This is a genomic window from Faecalibacter bovis (assembly GCF_017948305.1).
GTDB classification, from domain to species: domain Bacteria; phylum Bacteroidota; class Bacteroidia; order Flavobacteriales; family Weeksellaceae; genus Empedobacter; species Empedobacter bovis.
Window position 1 is genome coordinate 488,026 of sequence record NZ_CP072842.1, and the last position, 23,688, is coordinate 511,713.

Sequence of the window (23,688 nt, forward strand, 5' to 3'; positions counted from 1 at the left end):
CAAATTTAAGTACGCAAAGCAACTAAGTTCTAAAGTGTTAAAATTAAGAATGTTAACGTTTCTTAATAAAATTTTTTAAAGTACTTCCACCATTTATTTGGAATTTCACCATCTAAAGCTTTAGTATAATCCTTTTTAGAACACGGTACTATGTGTACTCTTTCGTCCTCTTCTTGCTCTTTTATTTCGATCCACCATTGATCTGTAAATAGATTATGATAGAAAACAAATACTTGTACATCAGAAGGAACAAAAATTTTATCAAAATATTGTGCATCATCAAAACTTTTTATTTCCGTACGATGATTTCTACCATCTAACAGATACCAAATGATTTGACTTAGCAATAAATGATCATTTTTTTTATACATTTCATAATAATTAGAAATGTAAATAGATGATAAAACGTGACTTGAGCCAATATATTTTGCTACACCACAAATTTCTCGCGAATTAAATCCATTTGGACTTAAATTTTGTGTAGAATTGAAGTAATTTGATTCGATTGAAGAAAGATCAATCACAGCCGCATTCGCTTCTCTTACATTATGCTCTATCTCTTTTATATCTTGATTAATTTCGCCTAATCGAATTGCTTCAAAATTTAATTGATTAATTAAATCTAATTCTTCTTGCGCAACAAAATATGTTTGATAGCCTAAATTAGTAAAATCAAGTAAATTTAAAGGTTCTGATGCAATTATTTTAGTTAAATAATTATCGTCGTTCGCTTGCAAAATTTCATTTCCCAATCGTAACTTTTCATCAACAGAGACAAAATGGATATTTTTTACAATTTCATCGTAAGCTCTGTATTGATAAAAAGCCATGCTTGGACTACCTCCCAAAATTACAACAAAGTATTTTTCTTTTAGTAAAGATGTTAAAACCTTTGTGAAATTTTCTCCGGTAGTTGCTTTATTTTGATCAGGAATAATATCACCAAAATCGTAAATCGGTAAATACCAATTCCCTTTTTTTAATTCATATAGTGTTCTACGAATCAAATCAAAATCTAAATCTTCAAGTTCGTCTGTATTTTTAGATCTCGTTTCTTGCACTCCTATGATTGCAATTTTCTCTACACTTTTAGAATCTTCGTTTAAATATTCTTTTTCAAAATTTATAGCATCTCCTAAACAAAAAGAATTACAAGACTTAGCAAAGTCTTGTAATTCTTTTGAAACAGGTTTTAAATAATCTGTAAACATTATTTTTTCTTCGTCACTTTTTTAGTCGTAGTCGAAGCCTTTTTAGTAGTCGTTGCTTTTTTTGCTGCTGTTTTTTTAACAGGTGTATGTTCAGCAATAATTTTTTCAACTTCTTCTAAAGTAATCGCTTCAGTATTTGTTTCCTTAGACAATTCAACCTTAATCTTACCTTTAATTAAGTTATAACGTCCCCAACGTGCTTTTTCTAAACGAATTCCCTGTTCTGGCCATTCGCGAACAACACGTTCAGATTCTTTGCGTTTTTTATCTTCAATTAATTCGATAATATCAGCTTGAGATAAATTGTCGAAATCATATTTTTTAGAAACATTAATAAACCATTCATTCCATTTAATAAACGGTCCAAATCTTCCTTTTCCTTTCGTTACATCGTGTCCTTCGTACTGTGCAATAGGTGCATCAGCTTGTAATTTTTCTTCGATTAACTCAATTGCTTTTTCGAAAGATAAATCAACAGGATCAATTTCTTTAGGAACAGAAACAAATTTATCATCAAATTTTACATAAGGTCCAAAACGACCGTTATTCACCTCAACTTCAAAACCTTTATATTCTCCTAACACTTTAGGTAATTCAAATAATTTTAAAGCTTCTTCTAACGTAATATTATGTATAGATTGATGTTTTTGTAAACTAGCGTATTTTTTATCTTCATCATCAGCACTACCGATCTGAATCATTGGACCATATCGACCAATACGAGCATGCATTACTTTTCCTGAAGCTGGATCTATACCAATTTCTCTTTCTCCAGAAGCACGTTCTGCATTTTCTTGAACATCTTCTACAGTAGCGTGAAATTCTTGATAAAATTCATCAATCATATTTGTCCACTCTACTTTTCCTTCAGCAATATCATCAAAATTAGATTCTACACGAGCAGTAAAATCGTAATCCATAATATTTTTAAAGTAATCAACCAAGAAATCATTAACTACAATACCGATATCTGTTGGCATTAATTTACGACGATCTGCACCGTAAATTTCAGTTGCAACAGCCGTTTCCACTTTATTATCTACTAATTGTAATGTGTGATATTCTCGTTTTTGACCTTCTAATTCACCAACCTCAACATAACCTCTATTTTGGATAGTAGAAATTGTTGGCGCATATGTAGAAGGACGACCAATCCCAAGTTCTTCTAATTTCTTAACTAAAGACGCTTCTGTATAACGTGCAGCTGCTTTAGAGAAACGCTCAGTACCATTGATTGATTTTGTTTTTAAAATTTCACCAATATTTACTTTAGGTAATAAAACTTTATCATCGTCAGCATCTTCATCATCATGCGATTCTTGATATACTTTTAAGAAACCATCAAACACAATAACTTCCCCTTTAGCTTGGAAAATAAATTCGTTGTTTTGATTTTCTATATCGATAATTGTTCGCTCTAATTCGGCATTAGCCATTTGCGAAGCAACAGTTCTTTTCCAAATCAACTCGTACAAACGACGCATAGAATCATCTGCATTTATAGATTGATTTTCGAAGTGTGTTGGGCGAATCGCTTCGTGAGCTTCTTGAGCTGAAGAGTTTTTGTTTTTATATTTTCTTACTTCAACGTATTTGTTTCCGTATTCAGATTCAATCGTTGTTTGGATTGCTGATAATGCATCATCAGATAAATTAACGCTATCTGTTCTCATATACGTAATATGCCCTTGCTCGTATAATTGTTGAGCAACGCGCATCGTACGAGAAACTGAATATCCTAATTTACGAGAAGCTTCTTGTTGTAATGTAGAAGTTGTAAATGGTGCAGATGGTGTACGTTTTGCTGGTTTTTTCTGTAAATCTTTTACAGAAAATTCAGCATTGATACATGTATTTAAAAAGGTTTCAGCTTCTGTTAAAGTTGAAAATTCTTTCGTTAATACAGCTTTTAATTGTTTGTCTTCAGAAGTTGAAAATAATGCAACAAAACGATATGACGATTTTGGTGTAAAATTCTGAATTTCCTTTTCACGTTCAACAATTAATCGTACAGAAACTGATTGTACACGTCCTGCAGATAAACCTGGTTTAACTTTTTTCCAAAGAATTGGAGACATTTCAAAACCAACTAAACGGTCTAAAACTCGACGCGCTTGCTGAGCATCTACTAAATTAACATCAATTTGACGAGGATTTTCAACTGCACGTTGAATTGCCTTTTTAGTAATCTCATTAAATACGATACGTTTTGTATCCTTCTTTTCTAAATTTAAAACATTATACAAGTGCCAAGAAATCGCTTCTCCTTCACGGTCCTCATCGGATGCTAACCAAACAGTATCTGCTTTACTTGATAATTTTTTTAATTTATTTACTACATCTTGCTTATCAGGTGTTACTTCATAAACAGGCTTGTAATCGTTCTCAATCTCAATACCCATACCCTTTTTCGGCAAATCTACAACGTGACCAAAACTTGACTCTACGATGAAATCGTTGCCTAAAAAACCTTGGATGGTTTTTGCTTTGGCTGGGGACTCAACTATTACGAGATTCTTTGACATATAATGTTCTTAAAATTTCTGCAAAATTATAAACAAAAAAACGAAGCAGCCAAAAATGATTTTAAACAACTTCGTTTTTTCTATTATTTATTCCTATTTCATGTAAGGATTATCCTTGTAAATATCTGTTCCTATTTCGTCAATTTCAGATGATTCGCCCGGAAAACCTATTATTTGTTTATACAATGCATAAATTATTATATATGTAAAAGGCATTGCAGCTACTATACCAACACAACATAATAAAAATCCAACAATCAAAATCCCGACAATTGCTAATAAAGCAACTGCAAAAGTTCCGAAATCTTTTGAAACTATTTTATAGCTATACTTTATTGCTTCTTTTACATTAGCATCTGCAAAAATCACTAATGGAATTGATAACATTAAAAAGATGTAAACCAAAATTCCAGGAATTAAACATAAAACCATTCCTATCGCAGCTATAATATTAACCGATATTGTTAATAAAAATAACGACAAAAATTTTCCATCTCTGTAATGAACGAAAATATCAGAAAAATCTACATTAAGATGTGTATCATATTTTCTTGCCATTACGAAAACACTATATAATATAGGATACAATGCTGATTGCACAAAATAATTAATAAATGATGGAAGATAATTCGGATTTTCATTGGCTTCTAAAATTAATTCATTCATTAAATTTTCATCACCTGATTGTAGTATTTCCATAATATCCTCAACATTCATCGGATTTCCTGGAATAATTAATCCAATAAAACTAGATAAAATTGTTGACGCTACAAAATAGATTATAAATGCTAAAATAGAAAAACCCGCTATCCCTTTAAAAATTTCTGAAGCATCACTAAATGCGGCTCCAAATTGTGCTTTATATCCACCATTGATTAATTGTTGGATATTATTTTCTTCATTATGTTTCATAAAAATAGTTTCAGATTGATTTTACAATCAGCTAAATCTACGAAATTGTTAATAAAATGCAAAAGAAAAATTTACTGCCAATATGTCACGATGATTTTGTACTTTTGCGCAATCAATGAATTAGAAAATAATGCATACAGAAGAAAAACATATAGACGAAGCTAGACAAGGCGAAGCGTTACTTACTTTACCTACGGGAAATGCAACAAAAAAATTATTCTTAGAATCATACGGTTGTCAGATGAATTTCTCTGATAGCGAAATCGTTGCCTCAATTTTAAGTCAAGAAGGATATCAAACGACACAAAAAGTTGATGAAGCTGATTTAATTTTATTAAACACTTGTTCTATTCGTGAAAAAGCTGAACAAACAGTTCGTAAACGTTTAGGAACTTTAAATGCGATTAAAAAGCAACGTCCATCGATGAAAATTGGTGTTTTAGGTTGTATGGCTGAGCGTTTAAAACACAAATTCTTAGAAGAAGAGCACTTAGTAGATATCGTTGTTGGTCCTGATGCTTACCGTGATTTACCAAACTTATTAAACGAGGTTGAAGACGGTCGTGATGCAATCAACGTACAATTATCTAAAGAAGAAACTTATGCTGAAATTTCTCCTGTTCGTTTAGGTGGTAATGGAGTTACAGCTTTCGTAACAATCACTCGTGGTTGTGATAATATGTGTACTTTCTGTGTTGTACCATTTACTCGTGGACGTGAGCGTTCTCGTGATCCTCATTCTATTATTAACGAGTGTAAAGAATTAGCAGAAGCTGGATACAAAGAAATTACTTTATTAGGTCAAAACGTCGATTCATATTTATGGTATGGTGGAGGACCAAAAAAAGATTTCAAAAAAGCATCTGAAATTCAACAAGCAACTGCAGTTGATTTTGCCCAATTATTAGATATGGTTGCGACTCAATTCCCTGGAATTCGTTTACGTTTCTCAACTTCTAATCCACAAGATATGGACGAGAATGTATTATTAATGATGGCAAAACACAAAAACATCTGTAAATACATTCACTTACCAGTTCAATCAGGTTCTACAACAGTTTTAGAGCGTATGAATCGTCAACACACGCGTGAAGAATATTTCGAATTAATTGATAAGATTCGCAAAATTGTTCCAGATTGTGCATTATCACATGATATGATTGCTGGTTTCTGTGGAGAAACTGAAGAAGAACATCAAGATACTTTATCATTAATGGAATACGTTCAGTACGATTTCGGATATATGTTTGCCTATTCTGAGCGTCCTGGAACTCCGGCTCACAAAAAGATGCCAGATGATGTAGCGCCAGAAGATAAAAAACGTCGTTTACAAGAAATTATCGAAATGCAACAAAAACATTCTGCAATTCGTATGAATTCTTACGTTGGAAAAGTACACGAAGTTTTAATCGAAGGAAATTCTAAACGTGATGAAAATTTCTGGTACGGACGTAACTCACAAAATGCTGTTTTAGTTTTCCCAAAAGTAGAAGGAACTAAAGTTGGTGATTTTGTAAATGTAAAAGCAAATTCATGTACTACCGCTACATTAATTGGTGAAATGGTAGCTGAGTAATTATTAAATTTTTTAGTCTGAATTCAATTCAGATTACATTTTTTTTTAACTCAAAACTTATACTATGGATTCTTTACAAACCATTAAACAACGATTTGGAATAATCGGAAATAATATCAACTTGAATCGTGCTTTAGAAAAGGCGATTCAGGTTGCTCCTACTGATATATCAGTTTTAGTAATTGGTGAAAGTGGTGTTGGAAAAGAATTTATTCCAAAAATCATCCATAACCAATCGCACCGTAAACACAATGCTTACATAGCTGTAAACTGTGGTGCAATTCCTGAAGGTACAATTGATTCTGAATTATTCGGACATGAAAAAGGTGCCTTTACTGGAGCGACACAAACGCGTAAAGGTTATTTTGAAGTAGCTGATGGCGGTACAATTTTCTTAGATGAAGTTGGTGAATTACCTTTATCTACACAAGTACGTTTGTTACGTATTTTAGAATCTGGTGAATTTATGAAAGTAGGTTCTTCTGATTTACAAAAAACCAATGTACGAGTAGTTGCTGCAACTAATGTAAAATTAAAAGAAGCTGTAGAAAAAGGTAAATTTCGTGAAGATTTATATTATCGATTAAATACAGTACAAATTGATTTAGTCCCATTACGCGAACGTAAGGAAGATATCAATTTATTGTTCAGAAAATTTGCTTCAGATTTCGCTGCGAAATACAGAATGCCTCATATCGAGCTTTCTCCAGAGGCAGCAAATTATATAGCCAATTATCCTTGGCCAGGAAATATTAGACAGTTAAGAAATTTTGCTGAACAAGTTTCTGTTGTGGAAAAAGATCGTGTGATTTCTATTGAAAAAATCATGCAATTATTACCTCTAAACAACATGATGCCAACAGTTACAAAATCTGCTGATGGTACAAAATCTGATTTTATGGAAAGAGAACTTCTTTTTAAAGTTCTTTTAGATATGAAAAAAGATTTGAACGATTTACGTGCTTTAACTCTTGATTTGATAAAGAATAAAGATTCTGAAAATTTTAATGGTAATACACAAGAATTAATTCAGCGTGTGTACCGTGAACAATCTAACGAAGAACTTTCTTTACCAAGTGTTAATATTTATCATCCAGAACAAAATCAGCCAAATTATACGCAACCCGCGTATGAATATTCTGACGACATCTATGATATTAGTCCAATCGAAGAGCCAGAATCACTTTCATTGCAAGAAAATGAAAGAGAAATGATTAAATTAGCTTTAGAAAAACATCGTGGTAAACGCAAACTTGCTGCAGATGAATTAGGTATATCTGAAAGAACATTATACCGAAAAATTAAACAATATCATTTATAACTATGCGTTATTTAACTTATTTAACCGTTTCGATTTTTATCCTTTTCGCATGCAGCGGATGTGGATCAATGAAAGGGAATTATTCTTTATCAGGATCTTCTATTTTACCCGAATGGAAAACCATGTATATTGCACAATTTCCTAACTATGCGCCACTTCAAAACCCAAGTTTAAGCCAAGAATTGACTTTAACTTTGCAAGATGCATTCAGAAATCGTACGAAATTAAATATGACAAACACAGAAGAAGCAGATCTTGTTATTGAAGGCGAAATTACTGGTTATGATGTTGCTCCCATGCAAATACAAAGCAATGATATCGCTGCCGAAAACAGATTAACGGTCTCTGTAAAAGTTAGATATATTAACAATGTTGATGAAACAAAAAGTTTTGACAGAACTTTTACTGCTTACGAAAACTTCCCTGGAACAGCGATGTTATCGGACGTAGAATCGACTATTGTACCAAATATTATTAATATCATTCGAGACCAAGTTTTTGCTTCTATAGCAATGGATTGGTAAAAAAATAAATTATATTTGAGCATGGCTAGAATAGAATATCTTATTAATAATCCTACTGAGGTTACAAGCGACGACCTTAATTTATTAAACTCTGAAATTGAAAAATATCCATATTTCTATTCTTTACGTGCGCTAAAATTACGAGCTCTTAAAAATAGTAACGACTCATCTTTTGACGAAAACTTACAAATAGCAGCAGTCTTAAGTAGTAATCGAAAAGATTTATTCAATTTCGTAAACAATATAAATGTTCAAAATCCAATCAGTAATGAAGTAAATTCTGTTACTGAATTAGATTTAATGCCTGAAGTTGAAGTTGTTGATCAAATTATTGATAATGATATAATTGAAGAAGAATTAACAACTGAGGATTTAGTTGCTGAATTAGATTTAACGCCTGAAGTTGAAGTTGTTGAAAATATTATTGATAATAATATAATTGAAGAAGAAATAACAACTGAAGATTTAGTTGCTGAATTAGAATTAGCTCCTGAAGTTGAAATTGTTGATCAAATTATTGATAATAATATAATCGAAGAAGAATTAACGACTGAAGATTTAGTTGCTGAATTAGAATTAGCTCCTGAAGTTGAAGTTGTTGATCAGATTATTGATAATAATATTATTGAAGAAGAATTAACTACTGAAGATTTAGTTGCTGAATTAGAATTTGCTCCTGAAGTTGAAATTGTTGAAAATATTATTGATAATAATATTATTGAAGAAGAATTAACTACTGAAGATTTAGTTGCTGAATTAGAATTTGCTCCTGAAGTTGAAATTGTTGAAAATATTATTGATAATAATATAATCGGAGAAGGATTAACAACTGAAGATTTAGTTGCTGAATTAGAATTAGCTCCTGAAGTTGAAATTGCTGATCAGATTATTGATAATTATATAATTGAAGAAGAATTAATTCCTGAATCTGTTCAAAATCAGATCAATTTAGAATCTTCAATTGAAAATTCTTTACAAATAGCGGAACAATTTTTACAAGAAGATCACGAAATCTCAAATGCCGTATCTGAAACTTTAGATATTAATACAAATGTTGAACACGAACCTAAAATTGAACAAATTAGTTTAATTAATCGTTCTGCTACAACAGAAACGGAGATTGAAAAAACTTCGAAACCAGTTTCAAATATTAATTCTTTTCAAGTTCAAAATACATATAACGAAATAAAAGGTGCACCTGCAGTGATCATCAATAAAGAAATTATTGAAATTGAGGTCATCGAAGATATTATTGAAACGGAAGAAATTATTTCTGAAATAGAAACTGCAACTGCAGCAGAAATTCAGAATACAGCTAATGTTTCAGAAAAAATCGAGCATCCACAAGTATCTGAAGATAATATTGTTGAAGCAACACAACCAACACCTATTGAAAAAACAAATGAAATTGTTGATAAACCAACCGAAATTATTGAATCTAAGCCTACAGAAACAGAGAAAGAAGCAGTAAATAAAGTTGATTTTATACAAACAAATGATTCCTTTTCATTTAATGATTGGTTAAAATTACCTTCAGCAGATACAATGGAGACAGAAAAAGAACAGAAATATCAGATTATTGACGAATTTTTAGAAAAAAATCCTAAAATTACGCCATTAAAGAAGCAAGAAATTCCAGAAGCAAAATCTGAAGCAAATAAACCTACTGAAACTGATTTTTCTTATTTAATGACTGAAACTTTAGCGCAAGTTTATATTGATCAAAAGCAATATGAAAAAGCAATAAGAGCTTATAAGATATTAAGTTTGAAATATCCAGAAAAAAATAGTTTATTTGCAAAACAAATTAAAGAAATAGAAAATTTAAAAAACTCTAAATAAAAAATGGGAACATTTCAATTTTTCATGGTTATCATCATGATCCTATGTGTTTTATTAACATTAGTTATTTTATCACAAAATCCTAAAGGAGGAGGTTTATCTTCATCTTTCGGGGGAAGCGGTGGAAGCCAAATGTTTGGAGTACAGCGTACAAATAACTTCTTAGATCGTACAACTTGGGGATTATTTTTCGCAGTTATACTTTTAGTGATTGGAGCAAACGTAATGCAAGACAATCCTAATGCAATTAAATTACCTACACAAAAGAAAGTTGAAATTCCTACAGGAAATACAACTGTTCCTACTGGTAATACAACTGCACCAGTTGCGCCACAGGCACCGACAAAATAATATTACATATTATAGTAAAATATTTAAAAGCGAATTCAATTGTATTGAATTCGCTTTTTTATTAAAAACAAATGAGATTATAGAGCTCGCTTTTTATTTTTTTTTTATCTTCGATTAATTTACATCATAAAAATTCGAAATTCTCTTAGATGAATAAATTATTAAGCATCATTGGTATATTATTTTTCAGCAATTGTGCTTCTCAAAAAGCAATTTCTAAAATTCCTGGATCAGATATTACTTACTTAAGTTTGACAAAACAAAAAGACTGTACAAACGAAATTAAAATATTTAATAACCAAGATGATTTTAATAAATTTCAATCATCTTTAGAAAAATCAGGACCACGATCAGCACCCTTATTTGTCATAGATTTTACTACTAAAAATGTTGTTGCAATCTGCAAATCTGATATAGGAGCATTTCAAATCAAAGACATTGAAGTAAGAAAAAAATCGAATATTCTTAATTTAGAAAAAATTGAAGGATATGACAATCATAGTAATACATCAAACACGTTATTACTAGAAATACCAAAACAGATTAACACATTAGAATTAAATAAATAACACTACAAAATGAAAAAGAATTTTATTCTATTTGCATTACTAATAGGTGGAGCAGCTTCTGCTCAACAAAATTTCTGGAAAAATCAAAGCAAAGCTCCAATTTCTCAAGATAAATTAGTAGAAAGAATGCATAATCCTACTGAATCTATTAAGTTAAATTTAAACTACGATCAATTTGTTCAGCATTTAACTCAAATTCAAGGTAGAAATTCAGAAACTATATTAAAATTCCCAGATGATAAAGGAAACTTCAGTAATTATAAAATTATTGAACAATCTAACTTTCATCCGGATTTACAAGCAAAATATGCTGACATTAGAACTTATGTAGGATACAATATTGATAATCCAGCACAAAAGATCAACTTTAGTATTTCTCCTCAATTTGGTTTATACGGATCAATTCAAGGCGCTGGAGTAAATTATTTAATTGATACTTATACAAAAGATAAGTCAACTTACATGATTTACAACAAAGCAAATGTAAGTCATAATTCTAGTGATTTCACTTGTCACGTTGAAGGCGATAATGCAAGCGGTTTAGGAATTGATAATTTAAATTTTGATCACATTCAAAACGAAGTTTCATCAAGAACTTTAGTGAATGATTCTAAATTAAGAACTTATCGATTAGCAATTTCAACAACTATTGAATATTCTAACTACATTATTCAACAAGCTGGCGTTACAAATGGTACTGAAGAAGAAAAGAGAGCTGCAATTTTAGCTGCTGTAAATCTTTCTGTAACACGTATTAATGGTGTTTTAAGAAACGACGTTGGTGCACACATGGAATTAGTTGCTAATACTGATCAATTATTCTTTATTACTTCGGATACGTTTAATGTGAACGATGCATATCAAATGATTGATGAAAACCAAATCGTTACAGACCGTATCATCGGTGCTGGGAATTACGATTTAGGACACTTATTCTTTAAAGTAAACTCTGCAAATGCATCAAACGGTTTAGCACAAACTCCTGCAATTTGTACATCAGGTAAAGCGAGAGGGGTTACAGGTACGGTTGTTCCTGTAGGAGATCCTTTTGATATTGATTTTACAGCACACGAATTAGGTCATCAATTTGGAGCTCACCATACACAAAATAATGAGTGTAACAGAGGTAATGCTTCTGCTGAACCAGGTTCTGGATCTACAATTATGGCATATACAGGTATTTGTGCACCAAATATTCAAAGAAACTCTGACGCTTACTATCACCAAAGAAGTATTGATCAGATGAATAACACGATGAATAGTTACAACTGTGCACAAACAACAGTAACTGAAAATGTTCCTCCTGTTATTGCTACAATGCCTTCGTTATACAATATTCCACATTCTACAGCATTTTCATTAGAAATGGTTGCTACTGATGCTAATGGAGATCAGTTAACGTATAACTGGGATCAAATGGATACATCTGTTGGTGAAAGAATGCCTCCATTATCTTCAAATACATTAGGACCAATGTTTAGATCATGGACACCTTCAACTAGCCCAGTTAGATTTTTCCCTAAAATGGAGAAAATTTTAGCTGATAAAATTGTATTCACTACAAATCCTTACAGAGGATCAGCAACATCATATCATTTAAATGATTGGGAAGTTGTTCCAAATAATGTAAGAAATTTAACTTTCGCAGGTACGGTTCGTGATAATAACTTAGCAACTGGACAAACAGCTACTAAAAATTTAATTGTTCGTCTAAGAGATGCAGGACCATTCAAAGTAACATCACAAGCTACTACTGAAACATGGGTTGCAGGTCAATCAGCTACAATTTCATGGGATGTTGCAGGAACAGATGTTAATAACATCAATACAACTGACGTAAAAATTCTTTTATCATTAGATGGAGGTTTAACTTGGGATTACACTTTAGTTGAATCTACACCAAATAATGGTTCTTATACTTTTACAGTTCCTCACGGAATTGGAGATACTACAACAGCTCGATTAATGATTCGTCCGGTAAATAATATTTATTTAGCTGTTAACAAAGTTAACTTTACAATCAATAGTCCATTAGCAACAATTGAAGTTGAAAATAATAACGCAATTACAATTACACCAAACCCATCGAGAGGTGAAGTTAATATTGAAACTGCTAAAAATTACTCAAACTTCATTGCTTATGTAAATGATATGACTGGTAAACAAGTTTTCAACTACAATACAGCTAGAGCAAGTGTTAAGTCACACAAATTAAACTTATCACACTTACCAAACGGAGTTTACATTGTTACAGTTAAAGCTGATGGTGAGCAATATTCTAAAAAATTAGTGATCAAAAAATAATTTAATCATCAATTTACCATATAAAAATGTCAGGTTGTCATAACCTGGCATTTTTTTTTACATGAAGTATTTCAAAATGTCATAAATCAGCCTATGGCACACTTTTCGAGTAGTAATCAGCACAAAAACACATTAACTTAATATTTATAAAAAAATAAAAAATATGTCAGAATTAAACATTAAACCATTAGCGGACAGAGTTGTTATTGAACCTGCGCCAGCAGAGACTAAAACAGCATCAGGAATTATTATTCCAGATTCAGCAAAAGAAAAACCACAAGAAGGTATCGTTGTTGCAGTTGGTAATGGTAAAGTTGATGAGCCTATGACTGTTGCAATCGGTGACAAAGTTCTTTACGGTAAATATTCTGGAACAGAATTAAAATTAGAAGGAAAAGATTACTTAATCATGCGTGAAGCTGATATTTTAGCAATCATCTAATTAAATTGTAAAAAGTATAATTGTATTAAGTAAATAGTATAATTAGATTTTTAAATTATTAATAACAAAACCAAGTACTTTGTACATTCTACATCGTACATAATACATTAAAAAAATGGCAAAAGATATTAAATTCGATATTGAATCAAGAGACGCTTTAAAGAGAGGTGTTGATGCTTTAGCAAATGCAGTTAAAGTAACTTTAGGACCAAAAGGACGTAACGTTGTTTTAGAAAAATCTTTCGGTGCGCCACACGTAACTAAAGATGGTGTATCTGTTGCAAAAGAAATCGAATTAGAAGATCCAATCGAAAACTTAGGAGCACAAATGGTAAAAGAAGTTGCTTCTAAAACGAATGATGTAGCTGGTGACGGTACAACTACTGCAACAGTTTTAGCGCAAGCTATCGTTCGCGAAGGATTAAAAAACGTAGCTGCTGGTGCAAATCCAATGGATTTAAAACGTGGTATTGACAAAGCAGTTGCTGGAATCGTTGCTAACTTAAAAGAGCAATCTGAAGAAGTTGGTGATTCATCAGAAAAAATTAAACAAGTTGCTTCTATCTCTGCAAACAATGACGATACAATCGGTTCATTAATCGCAGAAGCTTTCTCTAAAGTTGGAAAAGAAGGTGTTATTACTGTTGAAGAAGCAAAAGGAACTGAAACTTACGTTGACGTAGTTGAAGGAATGCAATTTGACCGTGGATACCAATCTCCATACTTCGTAACAAACGCTGATAAAATGATTGCTGAGTTAGAAAATCCTTACATCTTATTATGTGAGAAAAAGATCTCTAACTTACAAGAAATCTTACCATTATTAGAGCCAGTTGCACAATCAGGACGTCCATTCTTAATCATTTCTGAAGAAGTTGAAGGTCAAGCTTTAGCTACTTTAGTTGTTAACCGTTTAAGAGGTTCATTAAAAATTGCTGCTGTTAAAGCTCCAGGATTTGGTGATCGTCGTAAAGCAATGTTACAAGATATCGCAATTTTAACAGGTGGTACTGTAATCTCTGAAGAGCAAGGAATCACTTTAGAAACTGCTACTTTAGAAATGTTAGGTACTGCTGAAAGAGTAGTTATCGACAAAGACAACACAACTGTTGTAAACGGAGCTGGTGATGCTGAACAAATTAAAAACAGAGTAAACCAAATTAAAGCGCAAGTTGAAACTACAACTTCTGACTACGATCGTGAAAAATTACAAGAGCGTTTAGCTAAATTAGCTGGAGGTGTTGCTGTATTATACGTTGGTGCTGCTTCTGAGGTTGAGATGAAAGAAATCAAAGACCGTGTAGATGATGCATTACACGCAACTCGTGCTGCTGTAGAAGAAGGTATCGTTGCTGGTGGAGGTGTTGCTTTCGTAAGAGCATTAAACAACTTATCAATCGAGACTTCTAATGCTGATGAAGCGACAGGTGTTAAAATTGTTACTCGTGCTATTGAAGAGCCATTACGTCAAATCGTTCACAACGCAGGTGGTGAAGGTTCTGTAGTTGTTGCAAAAGTAAAAGAAGGAACAGGTGACTTCGGATACAATGCAAAAACTGACGAGTACGTAAACATGATTGAAGCTGGAGTTATCGACCCTACTAAAGTTTCTCGTGTTGCATTAGAAAATGCTGCTTCTGTTGCTGGTATGTTAATTACTACGGAAGCTGTTGTTACAGAAATTAAAAAAGATGAGCCTTCTATGCCGCCAATGGGTGGAGGAATGCCAGGTATGATGTAATCAAACCTCATCTAATTGATATAAAAAATGCCATCCTTTCGGATGGCATTTTTATTATATTTCATTTTTAATTTCCTAATTCTACTACAATTTTTGTTATTTCTCCCGTCTCAGTTGAAGATGAAAAATTACCAATGTAGCTGGATAATGAACAACTCACATCAATCCATTTATTTTTCTCTAACAATATTCCTTGTGCGTTAGTTCCTAAATTAGCACCTAACATTAATACACAACCTTCTGATCGGTTAGTATTATCAGGTTCTGATTCTAAAAAATTATGATATTTCTGCGGACGGTTACTCCATTTCATACCTGTAGATTTACCAAAGAAATTTTGATAATTAGGTGTGATGAATTCATTTTCAATATTCGCAGTATTAGAATGATTTAATTTTCTAGTCCCTAACCAAATATTAGATGTAACGCCTTTATTCGTTAAAAACGCTTCTAAATTTTGCTGTTCTGCTTCTGTTGTTACGATTGGCAAATAACCATTAACTTCATTATTTCTTGTTAATGCATATGCTTCAGTCCAACTCACTCCTTGATTAGTTGTGAATAAACAATATTTCCCTGCATAATCATCAGCATATCTTGGTTCACAATTCCCTTCTTTTGTAAAAGTTTTGTTACCTATTGTAATTGTATTACTAATCTCGAAGTTTGAAGAATATGAATAATTAAATAACGGTTTTTGCTTATAATCTTTAATTAAATAGTGATCTGCATTTTCACCAGATCTTATCCATTTATTATTGATGTAGATGTAAATTCCTTTTCCATTACCATTTACAATATCAGGATTCGTATTATATACCAATAATCCTTCCGTTACATTTTCAAAAGGAGCTTTAGAGGCTACATCAACCAAAGCAACATTAGGTAAATGAAATCCTTTTACATCTCCATTCATTGCTAAATGTGATGTATTATATGAAGGATGAGAAACTAAAACTTCTTGTGCAAAAGCTTGAATGGAAGTTAAAGTTAAAATGCTTAATAAAAACTTCTTCATAATTAAGGGGTATTTACAAGATTACTTTCATTGAAATTCGTATACTCAACAATAATGTTAACCGATTTAAAATCATCTGTATTTCCATTATCAATATTTGTTGGTGATAACTCAACTTCTCTATTATTATTTAAGTAGGAGCGGATTTTTGTATTAACTCCTTCAGAGTTCATTACTCTCCATTGTCTTTCTGAATTAACTTGCGTTGAGGTAATATATGCTGCGTAGTTTGTTATATCGTTGTTGTTATCTGCTGTATTAGATATGTTTAATGGAGTATTCATATCTATTGAAGGATAACCTGCTTCGTAGTGTGTTTGTAAAATTCTTTGAGGATCTGTCCAAATTGAAACACTATTTTCATTTGTAACCCATACAAATTTCATTCGGTCTCTATTATTTGATGGTGCGCTAACAGTACCTACATAACGATCATTAATTCTAATAGAACCTAACCAAGATTTTTTATTTACCGCTGCATCACCAACTACTTCCTGATTTAATACATTCTTTTTCACAAAATCCCATTCTCTGTCATCAGTCACAGTTAACAAATGTCCTTCTTGTTGTTTCGCAAACTGAAAAGCATCAAACCATGTAAGATTAGTAGATAAATCACTTTCAGTTCCAGCCGATGAAGAAACGTTATAGATACAATAAGTATTTTTTAAAAGTGGTCCAAAATCGCTACCGATATTAGGAATTTCCCATGTTATGCATTTTAATAATTTAGCACTTGCAGTACCACCATTCACAAGCGATATAGAAAATTCATTCCCAACTCTCAATCTACTAGGCACTTCTCTTTTTGGAGTATAACCCAAAAATTTCGTATCTACTTGTTGTTCTATATATTCTTTGATATTATTATTACTCGATAATTCCCACATATCACCAGTCCAACTGTAAACACCAACTTGAAAGTCTAAACTTTTCAAGGTATTAAAAACAATTAAACCCGTTTTTGGTTCGGTCTCGAATGGAGTAAAATCATATTTATCAGTTAATTGAATTCTTGGTAATAATACACCTTTTGGAGTTTGATTCGGATTATTATCAATTTGTAATATAGCTTCTGGTTTTTGATTGTTCTCTAAAACATTTACACGAATCTGAGCTTGAAGCTGTATGGTATAAAATGTTAATAGAATAAATAGCTTCTTCATATTAATAAAATAAGAATTCAACGATTAAATATGACATTGGAAAATTTTGATTGACTTGATTATTGTAGCGCTCTTTTACGTCGCATGGTGATACTTCCCATTTACGTTGGATATCTTGCCCGGTAGAATTAGGTTCTAAATTTATATTATACAAATCTTCAGAATAATGAACGCATCCTAATTGTGAAGGTGATCCATTTTCAAATTCATATTCCAGTTTACCATTCAACCAATTCACATCACTGTATTCACCTGTAATCCATTTAAATTGTTCTTTTTCTCCTGGTAATGCTACTGATTTTAATCCAATCCATGAATTAAAATATCTTGAATTTGATTGAATGTCTTTGTGAAAGTAATTCTTATATAAAAATTCAATTTCTGAATTTGTCGTAATAACTGGTAAATGTCCTCCGATTTCTTTCGCTAATTGATAAGCAGAATTCCAATCAACACCTTTTATATTCCCAGCAGCATCTTGCAAATCAAAGCTACAATACTGACCTGTTTGATTTGTATTTGTAACACATTTTGTTTGAATTGCGATGATATCATCTTTTTCAAAACGCAAAGGAGCATTTCTAAAAGCACCAGATGGTAAATATCCTAACGAAGTAATACTAAAATCCCTTTTATCAACAATATTCGTAGTTTCTTTAGATTCGAAGCTTAACCACTTAGATCCATCCCAGCTGTAATATCCTGGCACGATAGATTTAACCATGTTTGAAGTATTTGGATCAAAAACTTCAACTGTATTTGTATTGTAAACAACTAAACCTCTACTAGGACGTATGATTGTTAAATTATCATAAATCCCATTCAATGCAACTTTAGGTCCTAAAAAACCTTTATTTTTTACATCTGAAAGATCTAAAACTGATTGTTTATCTCCTTCATAAAGCGGATCGTATGAAATGGAAACTTGCGCTAAAGAATTAATATTCAATAACAGAAGTCCTAAAAGTAAATTATGTTTCATCTTTATTTAGTATTACTTATACTAAATAGCATGATTCATAGGGGTGGTGTGAATGATTGGTATCAAAAATATAAAAACTTAAATTAATTATAATCATTTTTTAACTAATTAAAATAAAAATCATATAACTATATATCAACCACTTAAATGTTAACACGGATTTAATTTTTTACTTTAGCTTTTTTTATAAGTATTCTATATCGTTTTTTACCTGAATTCAAATTTATATTAGTCTTCATATCAATTACATTATGTAAAAAATCATTCTTTTTAGTTGCATATTATTAAAAAAATCAAGGTATTTATTAATAACTTTGTGGTAAATTTAGAAATCAAGATGGAAAAACAACCACAAGAGGTAGTCTTAATTGGTGCTGGAATCATGAGCGCTACCTTAAGTATTATTCTAAAAAAATTAAATCCAGAAATCAAAATATCAGTTTTTGAAAAATTAGATAAAATTGGTTTTGAAAGTTCAGAAGCATTTAACAATGCAGGTACTGGACACTCTGCTTTCTGTGAATTAAACTATACTCCGCAAGGTAAAGATGGTAATGTTGATATTGCTAAAGCAATTGATATTGCGAAGCAATTTGAAACATCTAAAGAATTTTGGTCTTATTTAGTAGACAATAATTATATTTCTTCTCCTGAAAATTTCTTACGCAAAACTCCTCACATGAGTTTTGTTTGGGGTGAAGATGATGTGAATTTCTTAAGAAAAAGATACGAAGCAATGTCTAAACATCCGTTGTTTAGCGATATGGAATATTCTGAGGATTTTGAACAAATCAAAACTTGGGCTCCATTAATTGTAGACGGTCGTAATCCGAATGAAAAAGTAGCTGCTACTTTTATGGAGATCGGTACAGATATTAACTTCGGAGAATTAACTCGTGAAATTTTCAAAGGATTACAAAATAAAGGTGAAATTACTTTAGAAACTTCTCACGAAGTTACTGACGTTACTCGTTTATCTAATGGTAAATGGGCTGTTAAAGTAAAAGATTTAAAAGCTGGAAACTCTAAACCTGTAAATGCTGATTTCGTATTTATTGGTGCTGGTGGTGGAGCTATTTTAACTTTACAAAAATCTGGTATTCCAGAATCTAAAAACTTTGGAGGTTTCCCAGTTGGTGGACAATGGTTAATCTGTCAAAACGAAGAAGTTATCAACAAACACTTTGCTAAAGTATATGGTAAAGCACAACTTGGAGCTCCTCCAATGTCTGTACCTCACTTAGATACTCGTGTAATTGATGGTAAAAAATCTTTATTATTCGGACCATTTGCTGTTTTCTCAACTAAATTCTTAAAAGAAGGATCTAACTTAGATTTATTTAAATCAGTAAATTTAGGAAACGTAGGTTTCTTGATGAACTGTGGTTTAAATAATATGGATTTAACAAAATACTTAATTGAACAAGTATTATTATCAAAAGAGAAAAAAGTTGAATCTTTAAGAGATTACTTACCTGAAGCTAAATTAGAAGATTGGTTTGAACAAACTGCTGGACAACGTGTACAAGTTATCGAAAATCAAAACGGAAAAGGTGTTTTAAAATTCGGAACTGAAATTGTTGCTGCACAAGATGGTTCAATCGCAGCGTTATTAGGAGCTTCTCCTGGTGCGTCTACATCTGTTTCTGCAATGATTAATGTTTTAAATAAATGTTTCCCTGAATTGATGAAAAATCAATGGAACGAAACTTTAAAAACAATGATTCCTTCTTTCGGAAAAGATTTCAACGATGCTTCTTTAGTTGAAGAAAGTAGAACAAGAACAAACGCTACTTTAAAAATCAAATAATTGATTATTATATAAATTAAAAAAGCCACTCATCGAGTGGCTTTTTTATTGCTTTAAAATTTAAGATACAAAAAAGGATAAACTATAAAGTTTATCCTTTTTAAATTTTACATGTAGTGTTATTACTATAACTCTTTTGAAGATGAATCATCTAAGATTTCATATTCAACATGCATTACTCCAGAATTGGTATGTCCAATTTCACTGAAGGCCGCTTGGCTTAGATCTAACACTCTCGATTTAGCGTATGGCCCTCTGTCGTTAATTTCTACGACAACAGATTTACCATTTCTAATATTCGTTACTTTAACTTTTGTTCCGAAAGGTAATGTTTTGTGTGCAGCTGTTAATTCATTTTTGTCATAAACCTCACCACTCGCTGTTTTTCTCCCATGGAATTTAGCTCCATACCAAGAAACCACACCAGAAGAAACTATTGCAGCATTTTCAATAACCTCTTCAATTTTCTTTGTCTCTTCAGTTGATAATTCTTTTACAGGTTTAATTGTATCATTATCAACATCATTGCTAAATCTTTCATTCGAGTCTGGCACGATTTTCGTAATTCTTTCAACTACCATAGAGTCCGACTCTCTTAAAATTTTACCATCAGCATTTGCTATTGGAAAAATAACTAACATAAAAAGTAATGTTAATATAATTTTGTTCATCCTTTAGATTTTCTGATTACGTTGCAAATATAAGGACGATTAAGGCTTATTATTTAGAATGGTTCTATTTGCTATTTTTTACTCCATATTAATCTCTTAAAGCGCTAGTATAGCATAGGTTTGGGCAATTTGTTAAATCCTTGTTAAAAAAACAGCTATATATTAATTTTTTTGGGAAACATTCCAATTAAACGTTTTTTTGACTGAATTACAACAACTTATCTTTTCATTAAAATTTTGAATATTTCACAAAATAAAAGCTAAAACATTGTATGTCTTAGCTTTATGTAATTTATCTTCAGTTTTTTAAAGATATATTTTAGTTATTTAATAACTCCTTTACTTTTTCAGAAATCAGCTTACCTTCTGCTTTACCAGCTAGTTTTGCAGATGCAGCTCCCATAACTTTTCCCATATCTTTTGGAGATGTGGCACCAACTTCAACAATAATTTCTTTAATTACAGCTTCTAATTCTTCTGGTGTTAATTGTTTTGGTAAAAACTGTAAGATAACTTCTGCTTGTGCTAATTCTTTTTCTTCTAATTCTACTCTACCGTTAGCTTTAAATTGTTCTGCAGCTTCTTTTCTTTGCTTAATTAACTTTTGTAATAAAGCTATTTGCTGAGCTTCAGTTAATTCTTCGTTACTACCTGAAGTTTTTGCTAATAATAATTCAGATTTTACAGCACGTAACGCTTCTAATGCAATAGTATTTTTTGCTTTCATTGCCTCTTTTAATTGAGACATAATTTCTATTTCTAAACTCATTGTAATAAATTTTGATTCAAATTTACCACAAAAAAACTCCAAATCTAAGATTTGGAGTTTTATATAATAAGAATATTGCGACTATTTATTAATCTACATTGTCATGTAAAAAATTGTTAGGTCTAATTTGTGGTTCGTTGTTGTTATTAGATCCTAAAGATAAATCTGATGAACGATTTTCAGTTCTATTGTTCAATTGTAATCCCTGTCTTTGATAAGCAGGAATCGCTTCATATTCATCAACTTGTTGATTACTCAATTGAGAATTAAATTTAAAATTAAATTGACGTAATCTATCTCTTCTATTTTCTACTGTTTGATTTAATGCTTCGTCTATTGCTTGATTCTGAATTGGATTCTGAACCTCTTCAATAACACTAATTTCATCTACAATTTCTTGTGCTGATGTTTGTTGTAATGAAGGAACTTCATTAATATTAAACATCTGAGATTGTGGAGCCTCATAGTTATTTAAACTATTCTGAGGTTGATTATTCGACGGATTTACGTTCGTTGAATTAGACCCGAATAAATTTTGAGATTGATTTGATACATTTACTGTATTATCTACTGTTGTAGATGATGAAGATGTATCTTTTAATCTTGGCTCAAAATCATCGTAATTTCTAGTTTCCTGAACTGGTTCTACCTCATCGTCGATTAATGTATATCTAGTTTGTCCATTACTTGTCTCAACTGGTTGCTCAAAACGTCTTTGTTCAAAAGAATTTTGTGGAGCTTCTGGTTGTGTTGGGTAATTTATTCCTTGTGATGGTTGTGATGGAGCAGTATAACTCGGAGCTTGTGGCTGAGCTGGAGCTGCATTACGACCAAAATTTAATGAAATTGGATTAACCTTTGTCGGAATTGGATTTTCTGTAGATAAAGTTCTGTGAATTGGTTGTTCTTCTTCTAAAGCATGAACAATTTTAACTTCTTCTTTACCTGTGTATGATTGATCTTCTGTAGGGAAACCAGTTGCAACGATAGTTACACTAATAGCATCTCCTAATTCAAGATCTTCACCGATACCCATAATAATGTTAGCAGAATTTCCTGCTTCATTTTGGATATGATCATTAATAATACCGATTTCGTCCATCGTAATCTCATTATTACCAGATAATAACAATAATAAGACATTTTTAGCCCCAGTTATTTTGTTATTATTTAATAATGGAGAATCTAACGCAGCTGTAATTGCATCTTTTGCTTTGTTTTCACCAGAAGCTTTTGCAGATCCCATTATAGCTGTACCAGAGTTAGCTAAAACTGTACGAGCATCACGTAAATCGATATTCATAGCGTAGTGCTGAGTAATTACCTCTGCAATACCTTTTGCTGCTGTTGTTAAAACCTCATCAGCTTTAGAGAAACCAGATTTAAAACCTAAGTTTCCATATAACTCACGTAATTTATCGTTATTAATAACGATTAATGAGTCAACGTTTTTTCTTAATTTTTCAATACCTCTTTCAGCTTGTTCTAACCTCATTCTACCTTCAAAATAGAATGGCGCTGTAACAATACCTACTGTTAAGATACCCATTTCTTTAGCGATTCCAGCGATAACCGGAGCTGCACCTGTACCAGTACCACCTCCCATACCAGCAGTAACGAAAACCATTTTAGTTCCCGCATCTAAAACTGCGCGTACATCATCTACACTTTCTTCCGCTGCTTTTTCTCCTACTTCAGGATTGGCACCTGCACCTAAACCTTCAGTAATTGCTTGTCCTAGTTGTATTCTTGTAGGCACTGGACTGTTAGCTAATGCTTGTGCATCTGTATTACAAATAACGAAGTCTACACCAGCAATACCTTGCTCATACATGTAGTTTACAGCATTGCTACCTCCACCACCTACTCCTATCACTTTGATAGCCAGAGAACGGCTTTTAGGCATATCGAAAACGATATCTCCTGTTAAAATTTCGTCCATATTCTTATTATT

Annotated in this window: 19 protein-coding genes; 10 read left to right on the forward strand and 9 right to left on the reverse strand. The window is 31.6% G+C overall.

Annotation, left to right across the window (positions count from 1 at the left end; all coding sequences use genetic code 11):
* Positions 1-62 precede the first annotated feature (62 nt).
* The 3 genes from J9309_RS02460 to J9309_RS02470 all read right to left on the reverse strand — a co-directional run bounded on the left by J9309_RS02460 (position 63) and on the right by J9309_RS02470 (position 4,648).
* Positions 63-1,211, reverse strand: coding sequence for an arginase family protein (locus tag J9309_RS02460; protein ID WP_230476855.1), 1,149 nt, complete (start codon positions 1,209-1,211; stop codon positions 63-65).
* Positions 1,211-3,736 (reverse strand): type I DNA topoisomerase, encoded by a 2,526-nt coding sequence (gene topA / locus J9309_RS02465; RefSeq protein WP_230476856.1) that lies wholly within the window; start codon positions 3,734-3,736, stop codon positions 1,211-1,213. The genes J9309_RS02460 and topA overlap by 1 nt, the downstream gene beginning before the upstream one ends.
* A 93-nt stretch (positions 3,737-3,829) precedes the next feature.
* Positions 3,830-4,648, reverse strand: coding sequence for a DUF2189 domain-containing protein (locus J9309_RS02470; RefSeq protein WP_230476857.1), 819 nt, complete (start codon positions 4,646-4,648; stop codon positions 3,830-3,832).
* A gap of 130 nt (positions 4,649-4,778) precedes the next feature.
* Here J9309_RS02470 and miaB point away from each other — a divergent pair, with 130 nt between their 5' ends.
* The 9 genes from miaB to groL all read left to right on the forward strand — a co-directional run bounded on the left by miaB (position 4,779) and on the right by groL (position 15,318).
* Positions 4,779-6,224, forward strand: coding sequence for a tRNA (N6-isopentenyl adenosine(37)-C2)-methylthiotransferase MiaB (gene miaB / locus J9309_RS02475; RefSeq protein ID WP_230476858.1), 1,446 nt, complete (start codon positions 4,779-4,781; stop codon positions 6,222-6,224).
* Positions 6,225-6,288: 64 nt separating this feature from the next.
* Entirely contained in the window at positions 6,289-7,545 is a 1,257-nt protein-coding gene (locus tag J9309_RS02480) for a sigma-54 interaction domain-containing protein (protein WP_230476859.1), read from the forward strand.
* Positions 7,546-7,613: 68 nt separating this feature from the next.
* Entirely contained in the window at positions 7,614-8,069 is a 456-nt protein-coding gene (locus J9309_RS02485) for an LptE family protein (protein WP_230476860.1), read from the forward strand.
* 21 nt (positions 8,070-8,090) lie between these two features.
* Positions 8,091-9,911 carry a hypothetical protein gene (locus J9309_RS02490; protein WP_230476861.1) on the forward strand — a complete coding sequence of 607 codons (1,821 nt, stop codon included), beginning with the start codon at positions 8,091-8,093 and terminating at the stop codon, positions 9,909-9,911.
* Positions 9,912-9,914: 3 nt separating this feature from the next.
* Complete coding sequence (gene secG / locus J9309_RS02495) at positions 9,915-10,262, forward strand: preprotein translocase subunit SecG (RefSeq protein ID WP_230476862.1); 348 nt, start codon at positions 9,915-9,917, stop codon at positions 10,260-10,262.
* Positions 10,263-10,411: 149 nt separating this feature from the next.
* Positions 10,412-10,831 carry a hypothetical protein gene (locus tag J9309_RS02500; protein ID WP_230476863.1) on the forward strand — a complete coding sequence of 140 codons (420 nt, stop codon included), beginning with the start codon at positions 10,412-10,414 and terminating at the stop codon, positions 10,829-10,831.
* Between the two features lie 9 nt (positions 10,832-10,840).
* Positions 10,841-13,135, forward strand: coding sequence for a zinc-dependent metalloprotease (locus J9309_RS02505; protein WP_230476864.1), 2,295 nt, complete (start codon positions 10,841-10,843; stop codon positions 13,133-13,135).
* A 163-nt stretch (positions 13,136-13,298) separates the two neighbouring features.
* Positions 13,299-13,577 carry a co-chaperone GroES gene (locus tag J9309_RS02510; protein WP_230476865.1) on the forward strand — a complete coding sequence of 93 codons (279 nt, stop codon included), beginning with the start codon at positions 13,299-13,301 and terminating at the stop codon, positions 13,575-13,577.
* Between the two features lie 115 nt (positions 13,578-13,692).
* Positions 13,693-15,318, forward strand: a complete 1,626-nt coding sequence (gene groL, locus J9309_RS02515) for a chaperonin GroEL (RefSeq protein WP_230476866.1) — start codon at positions 13,693-13,695, stop codon at positions 15,316-15,318.
* A gap of 67 nt (positions 15,319-15,385) precedes the next feature.
* Here the strand turns inward: groL and J9309_RS02520 are convergent, their stop codons facing one another.
* The 3 genes from J9309_RS02520 to J9309_RS02530 are packed head-to-tail and all read right to left on the reverse strand — an operon-like array spanning position 15,386 to position 18,484.
* Positions 15,386-16,336, reverse strand: a complete 951-nt coding sequence (locus tag J9309_RS02520; RefSeq protein ID WP_230476867.1) for a C-type lectin domain-containing protein — start codon at positions 16,334-16,336, stop codon at positions 15,386-15,388.
* Positions 16,337-16,338: 2 nt separating this feature from the next.
* Positions 16,339-17,502, reverse strand: coding sequence for a C-type lectin domain-containing protein (locus tag J9309_RS02525; RefSeq protein WP_230476868.1), 1,164 nt, complete (start codon positions 17,500-17,502; stop codon positions 16,339-16,341).
* Position 17,503: 1 nt separating this feature from the next.
* Positions 17,504-18,484, reverse strand: a complete 981-nt coding sequence (locus tag J9309_RS02530) for a C-type lectin-like domain-containing protein (protein ID WP_230476869.1) — start codon at positions 18,482-18,484, stop codon at positions 17,504-17,506.
* 316 nt (positions 18,485-18,800) lie between these two features.
* Between J9309_RS02530 and mqo the strand changes: the two genes are divergently transcribed.
* Positions 18,801-20,294, forward strand: coding sequence for a malate dehydrogenase (quinone) (gene mqo, locus J9309_RS02535; protein ID WP_262897275.1), 1,494 nt, complete (start codon positions 18,801-18,803; stop codon positions 20,292-20,294).
* A 125-nt stretch (positions 20,295-20,419) separates the two neighbouring features.
* Here the strand turns inward: mqo and J9309_RS02540 are convergent, their stop codons facing one another.
* The 3 genes from J9309_RS02540 to ftsZ all read right to left on the reverse strand — a co-directional run bounded on the left by J9309_RS02540 (position 20,420) and on the right by ftsZ (position 23,676).
* Positions 20,420-20,965, reverse strand: coding sequence for a septal ring lytic transglycosylase RlpA family protein (locus tag J9309_RS02540; protein WP_230476871.1), 546 nt, complete (start codon positions 20,963-20,965; stop codon positions 20,420-20,422).
* Positions 20,966-21,284: 319 nt separating this feature from the next.
* Entirely contained in the window at positions 21,285-21,734 is a 450-nt protein-coding gene (locus J9309_RS02545; protein ID WP_230476872.1) for a GatB/YqeY domain-containing protein, read from the reverse strand.
* A gap of 88 nt (positions 21,735-21,822) precedes the next feature.
* Positions 21,823-23,676 (reverse strand): cell division protein FtsZ, encoded by a 1,854-nt coding sequence (gene ftsZ, locus J9309_RS02550; protein WP_230476873.1) that lies wholly within the window; start codon positions 23,674-23,676, stop codon positions 21,823-21,825.
* Positions 23,677-23,688 lie beyond the last annotated feature (12 nt).

Bases quoted from the DNA above. Each gene is read 5' to 3' on its own strand.
- J9309_RS02525 (WP_230476868.1), bottom strand. From the start codon at position 17,502: ATGAAGAAGCTATTTATTCTATTAACATTTTATACCATACAGCTTCAA.
- ftsZ (WP_230476873.1), bottom strand. From the start codon at position 23,676: ATGGACGAAATTTTAACAGGAGATATCGTTTTCGATATGCCTAAAAGC.
- J9309_RS02485 (WP_230476860.1), top strand. From the start codon at position 7,614: ATGAAAGGGAATTATTCTTTATCAGGATCTTCTATTTTACCCGAATGG.
- topA (WP_230476856.1), bottom strand. From the start codon at position 3,736: ATGTCAAAGAATCTCGTAATAGTTGAGTCCCCAGCCAAAGCAAAAACC.
- groL (WP_230476866.1), top strand. From the start codon at position 13,693: ATGGCAAAAGATATTAAATTCGATATTGAATCAAGAGACGCTTTAAAG.
- J9309_RS02530 (WP_230476869.1), bottom strand. From the start codon at position 18,484: ATGAAACATAATTTACTTTTAGGACTTCTGTTATTGAATATTAATTCT.
- J9309_RS02505 (WP_230476864.1), top strand. From the start codon at position 10,841: ATGAAAAAGAATTTTATTCTATTTGCATTACTAATAGGTGGAGCAGCT.
- J9309_RS02470 (WP_230476857.1), bottom strand. From the start codon at position 4,648: ATGAAACATAATGAAGAAAATAATATCCAACAATTAATCAATGGTGGA.
- J9309_RS02480 (WP_230476859.1), top strand. From the start codon at position 6,289: ATGGATTCTTTACAAACCATTAAACAACGATTTGGAATAATCGGAAAT.
- J9309_RS02460 (WP_230476855.1), bottom strand. From the start codon at position 1,211: ATGTTTACAGATTATTTAAAACCTGTTTCAAAAGAATTACAAGACTTT.
- J9309_RS02520 (WP_230476867.1), bottom strand. From the start codon at position 16,336: ATGAAGAAGTTTTTATTAAGCATTTTAACTTTAACTTCCATTCAAGCT.
- J9309_RS02500 (WP_230476863.1), top strand. From the start codon at position 10,412: ATGAATAAATTATTAAGCATCATTGGTATATTATTTTTCAGCAATTGT.
- J9309_RS02540 (WP_230476871.1), bottom strand. From the start codon at position 20,965: ATGAACAAAATTATATTAACATTACTTTTTATGTTAGTTATTTTTCCA.
- miaB (WP_230476858.1), top strand. From the start codon at position 4,779: ATGCATACAGAAGAAAAACATATAGACGAAGCTAGACAAGGCGAAGCG.
- J9309_RS02545 (WP_230476872.1), bottom strand. From the start codon at position 21,734: ATGAGTTTAGAAATAGAAATTATGTCTCAATTAAAAGAGGCAATGAAA.
- J9309_RS02490 (WP_230476861.1), top strand. From the start codon at position 8,091: ATGGCTAGAATAGAATATCTTATTAATAATCCTACTGAGGTTACAAGC.
- secG (WP_230476862.1), top strand. From the start codon at position 9,915: ATGGGAACATTTCAATTTTTCATGGTTATCATCATGATCCTATGTGTT.
- J9309_RS02510 (WP_230476865.1), top strand. From the start codon at position 13,299: ATGTCAGAATTAAACATTAAACCATTAGCGGACAGAGTTGTTATTGAA.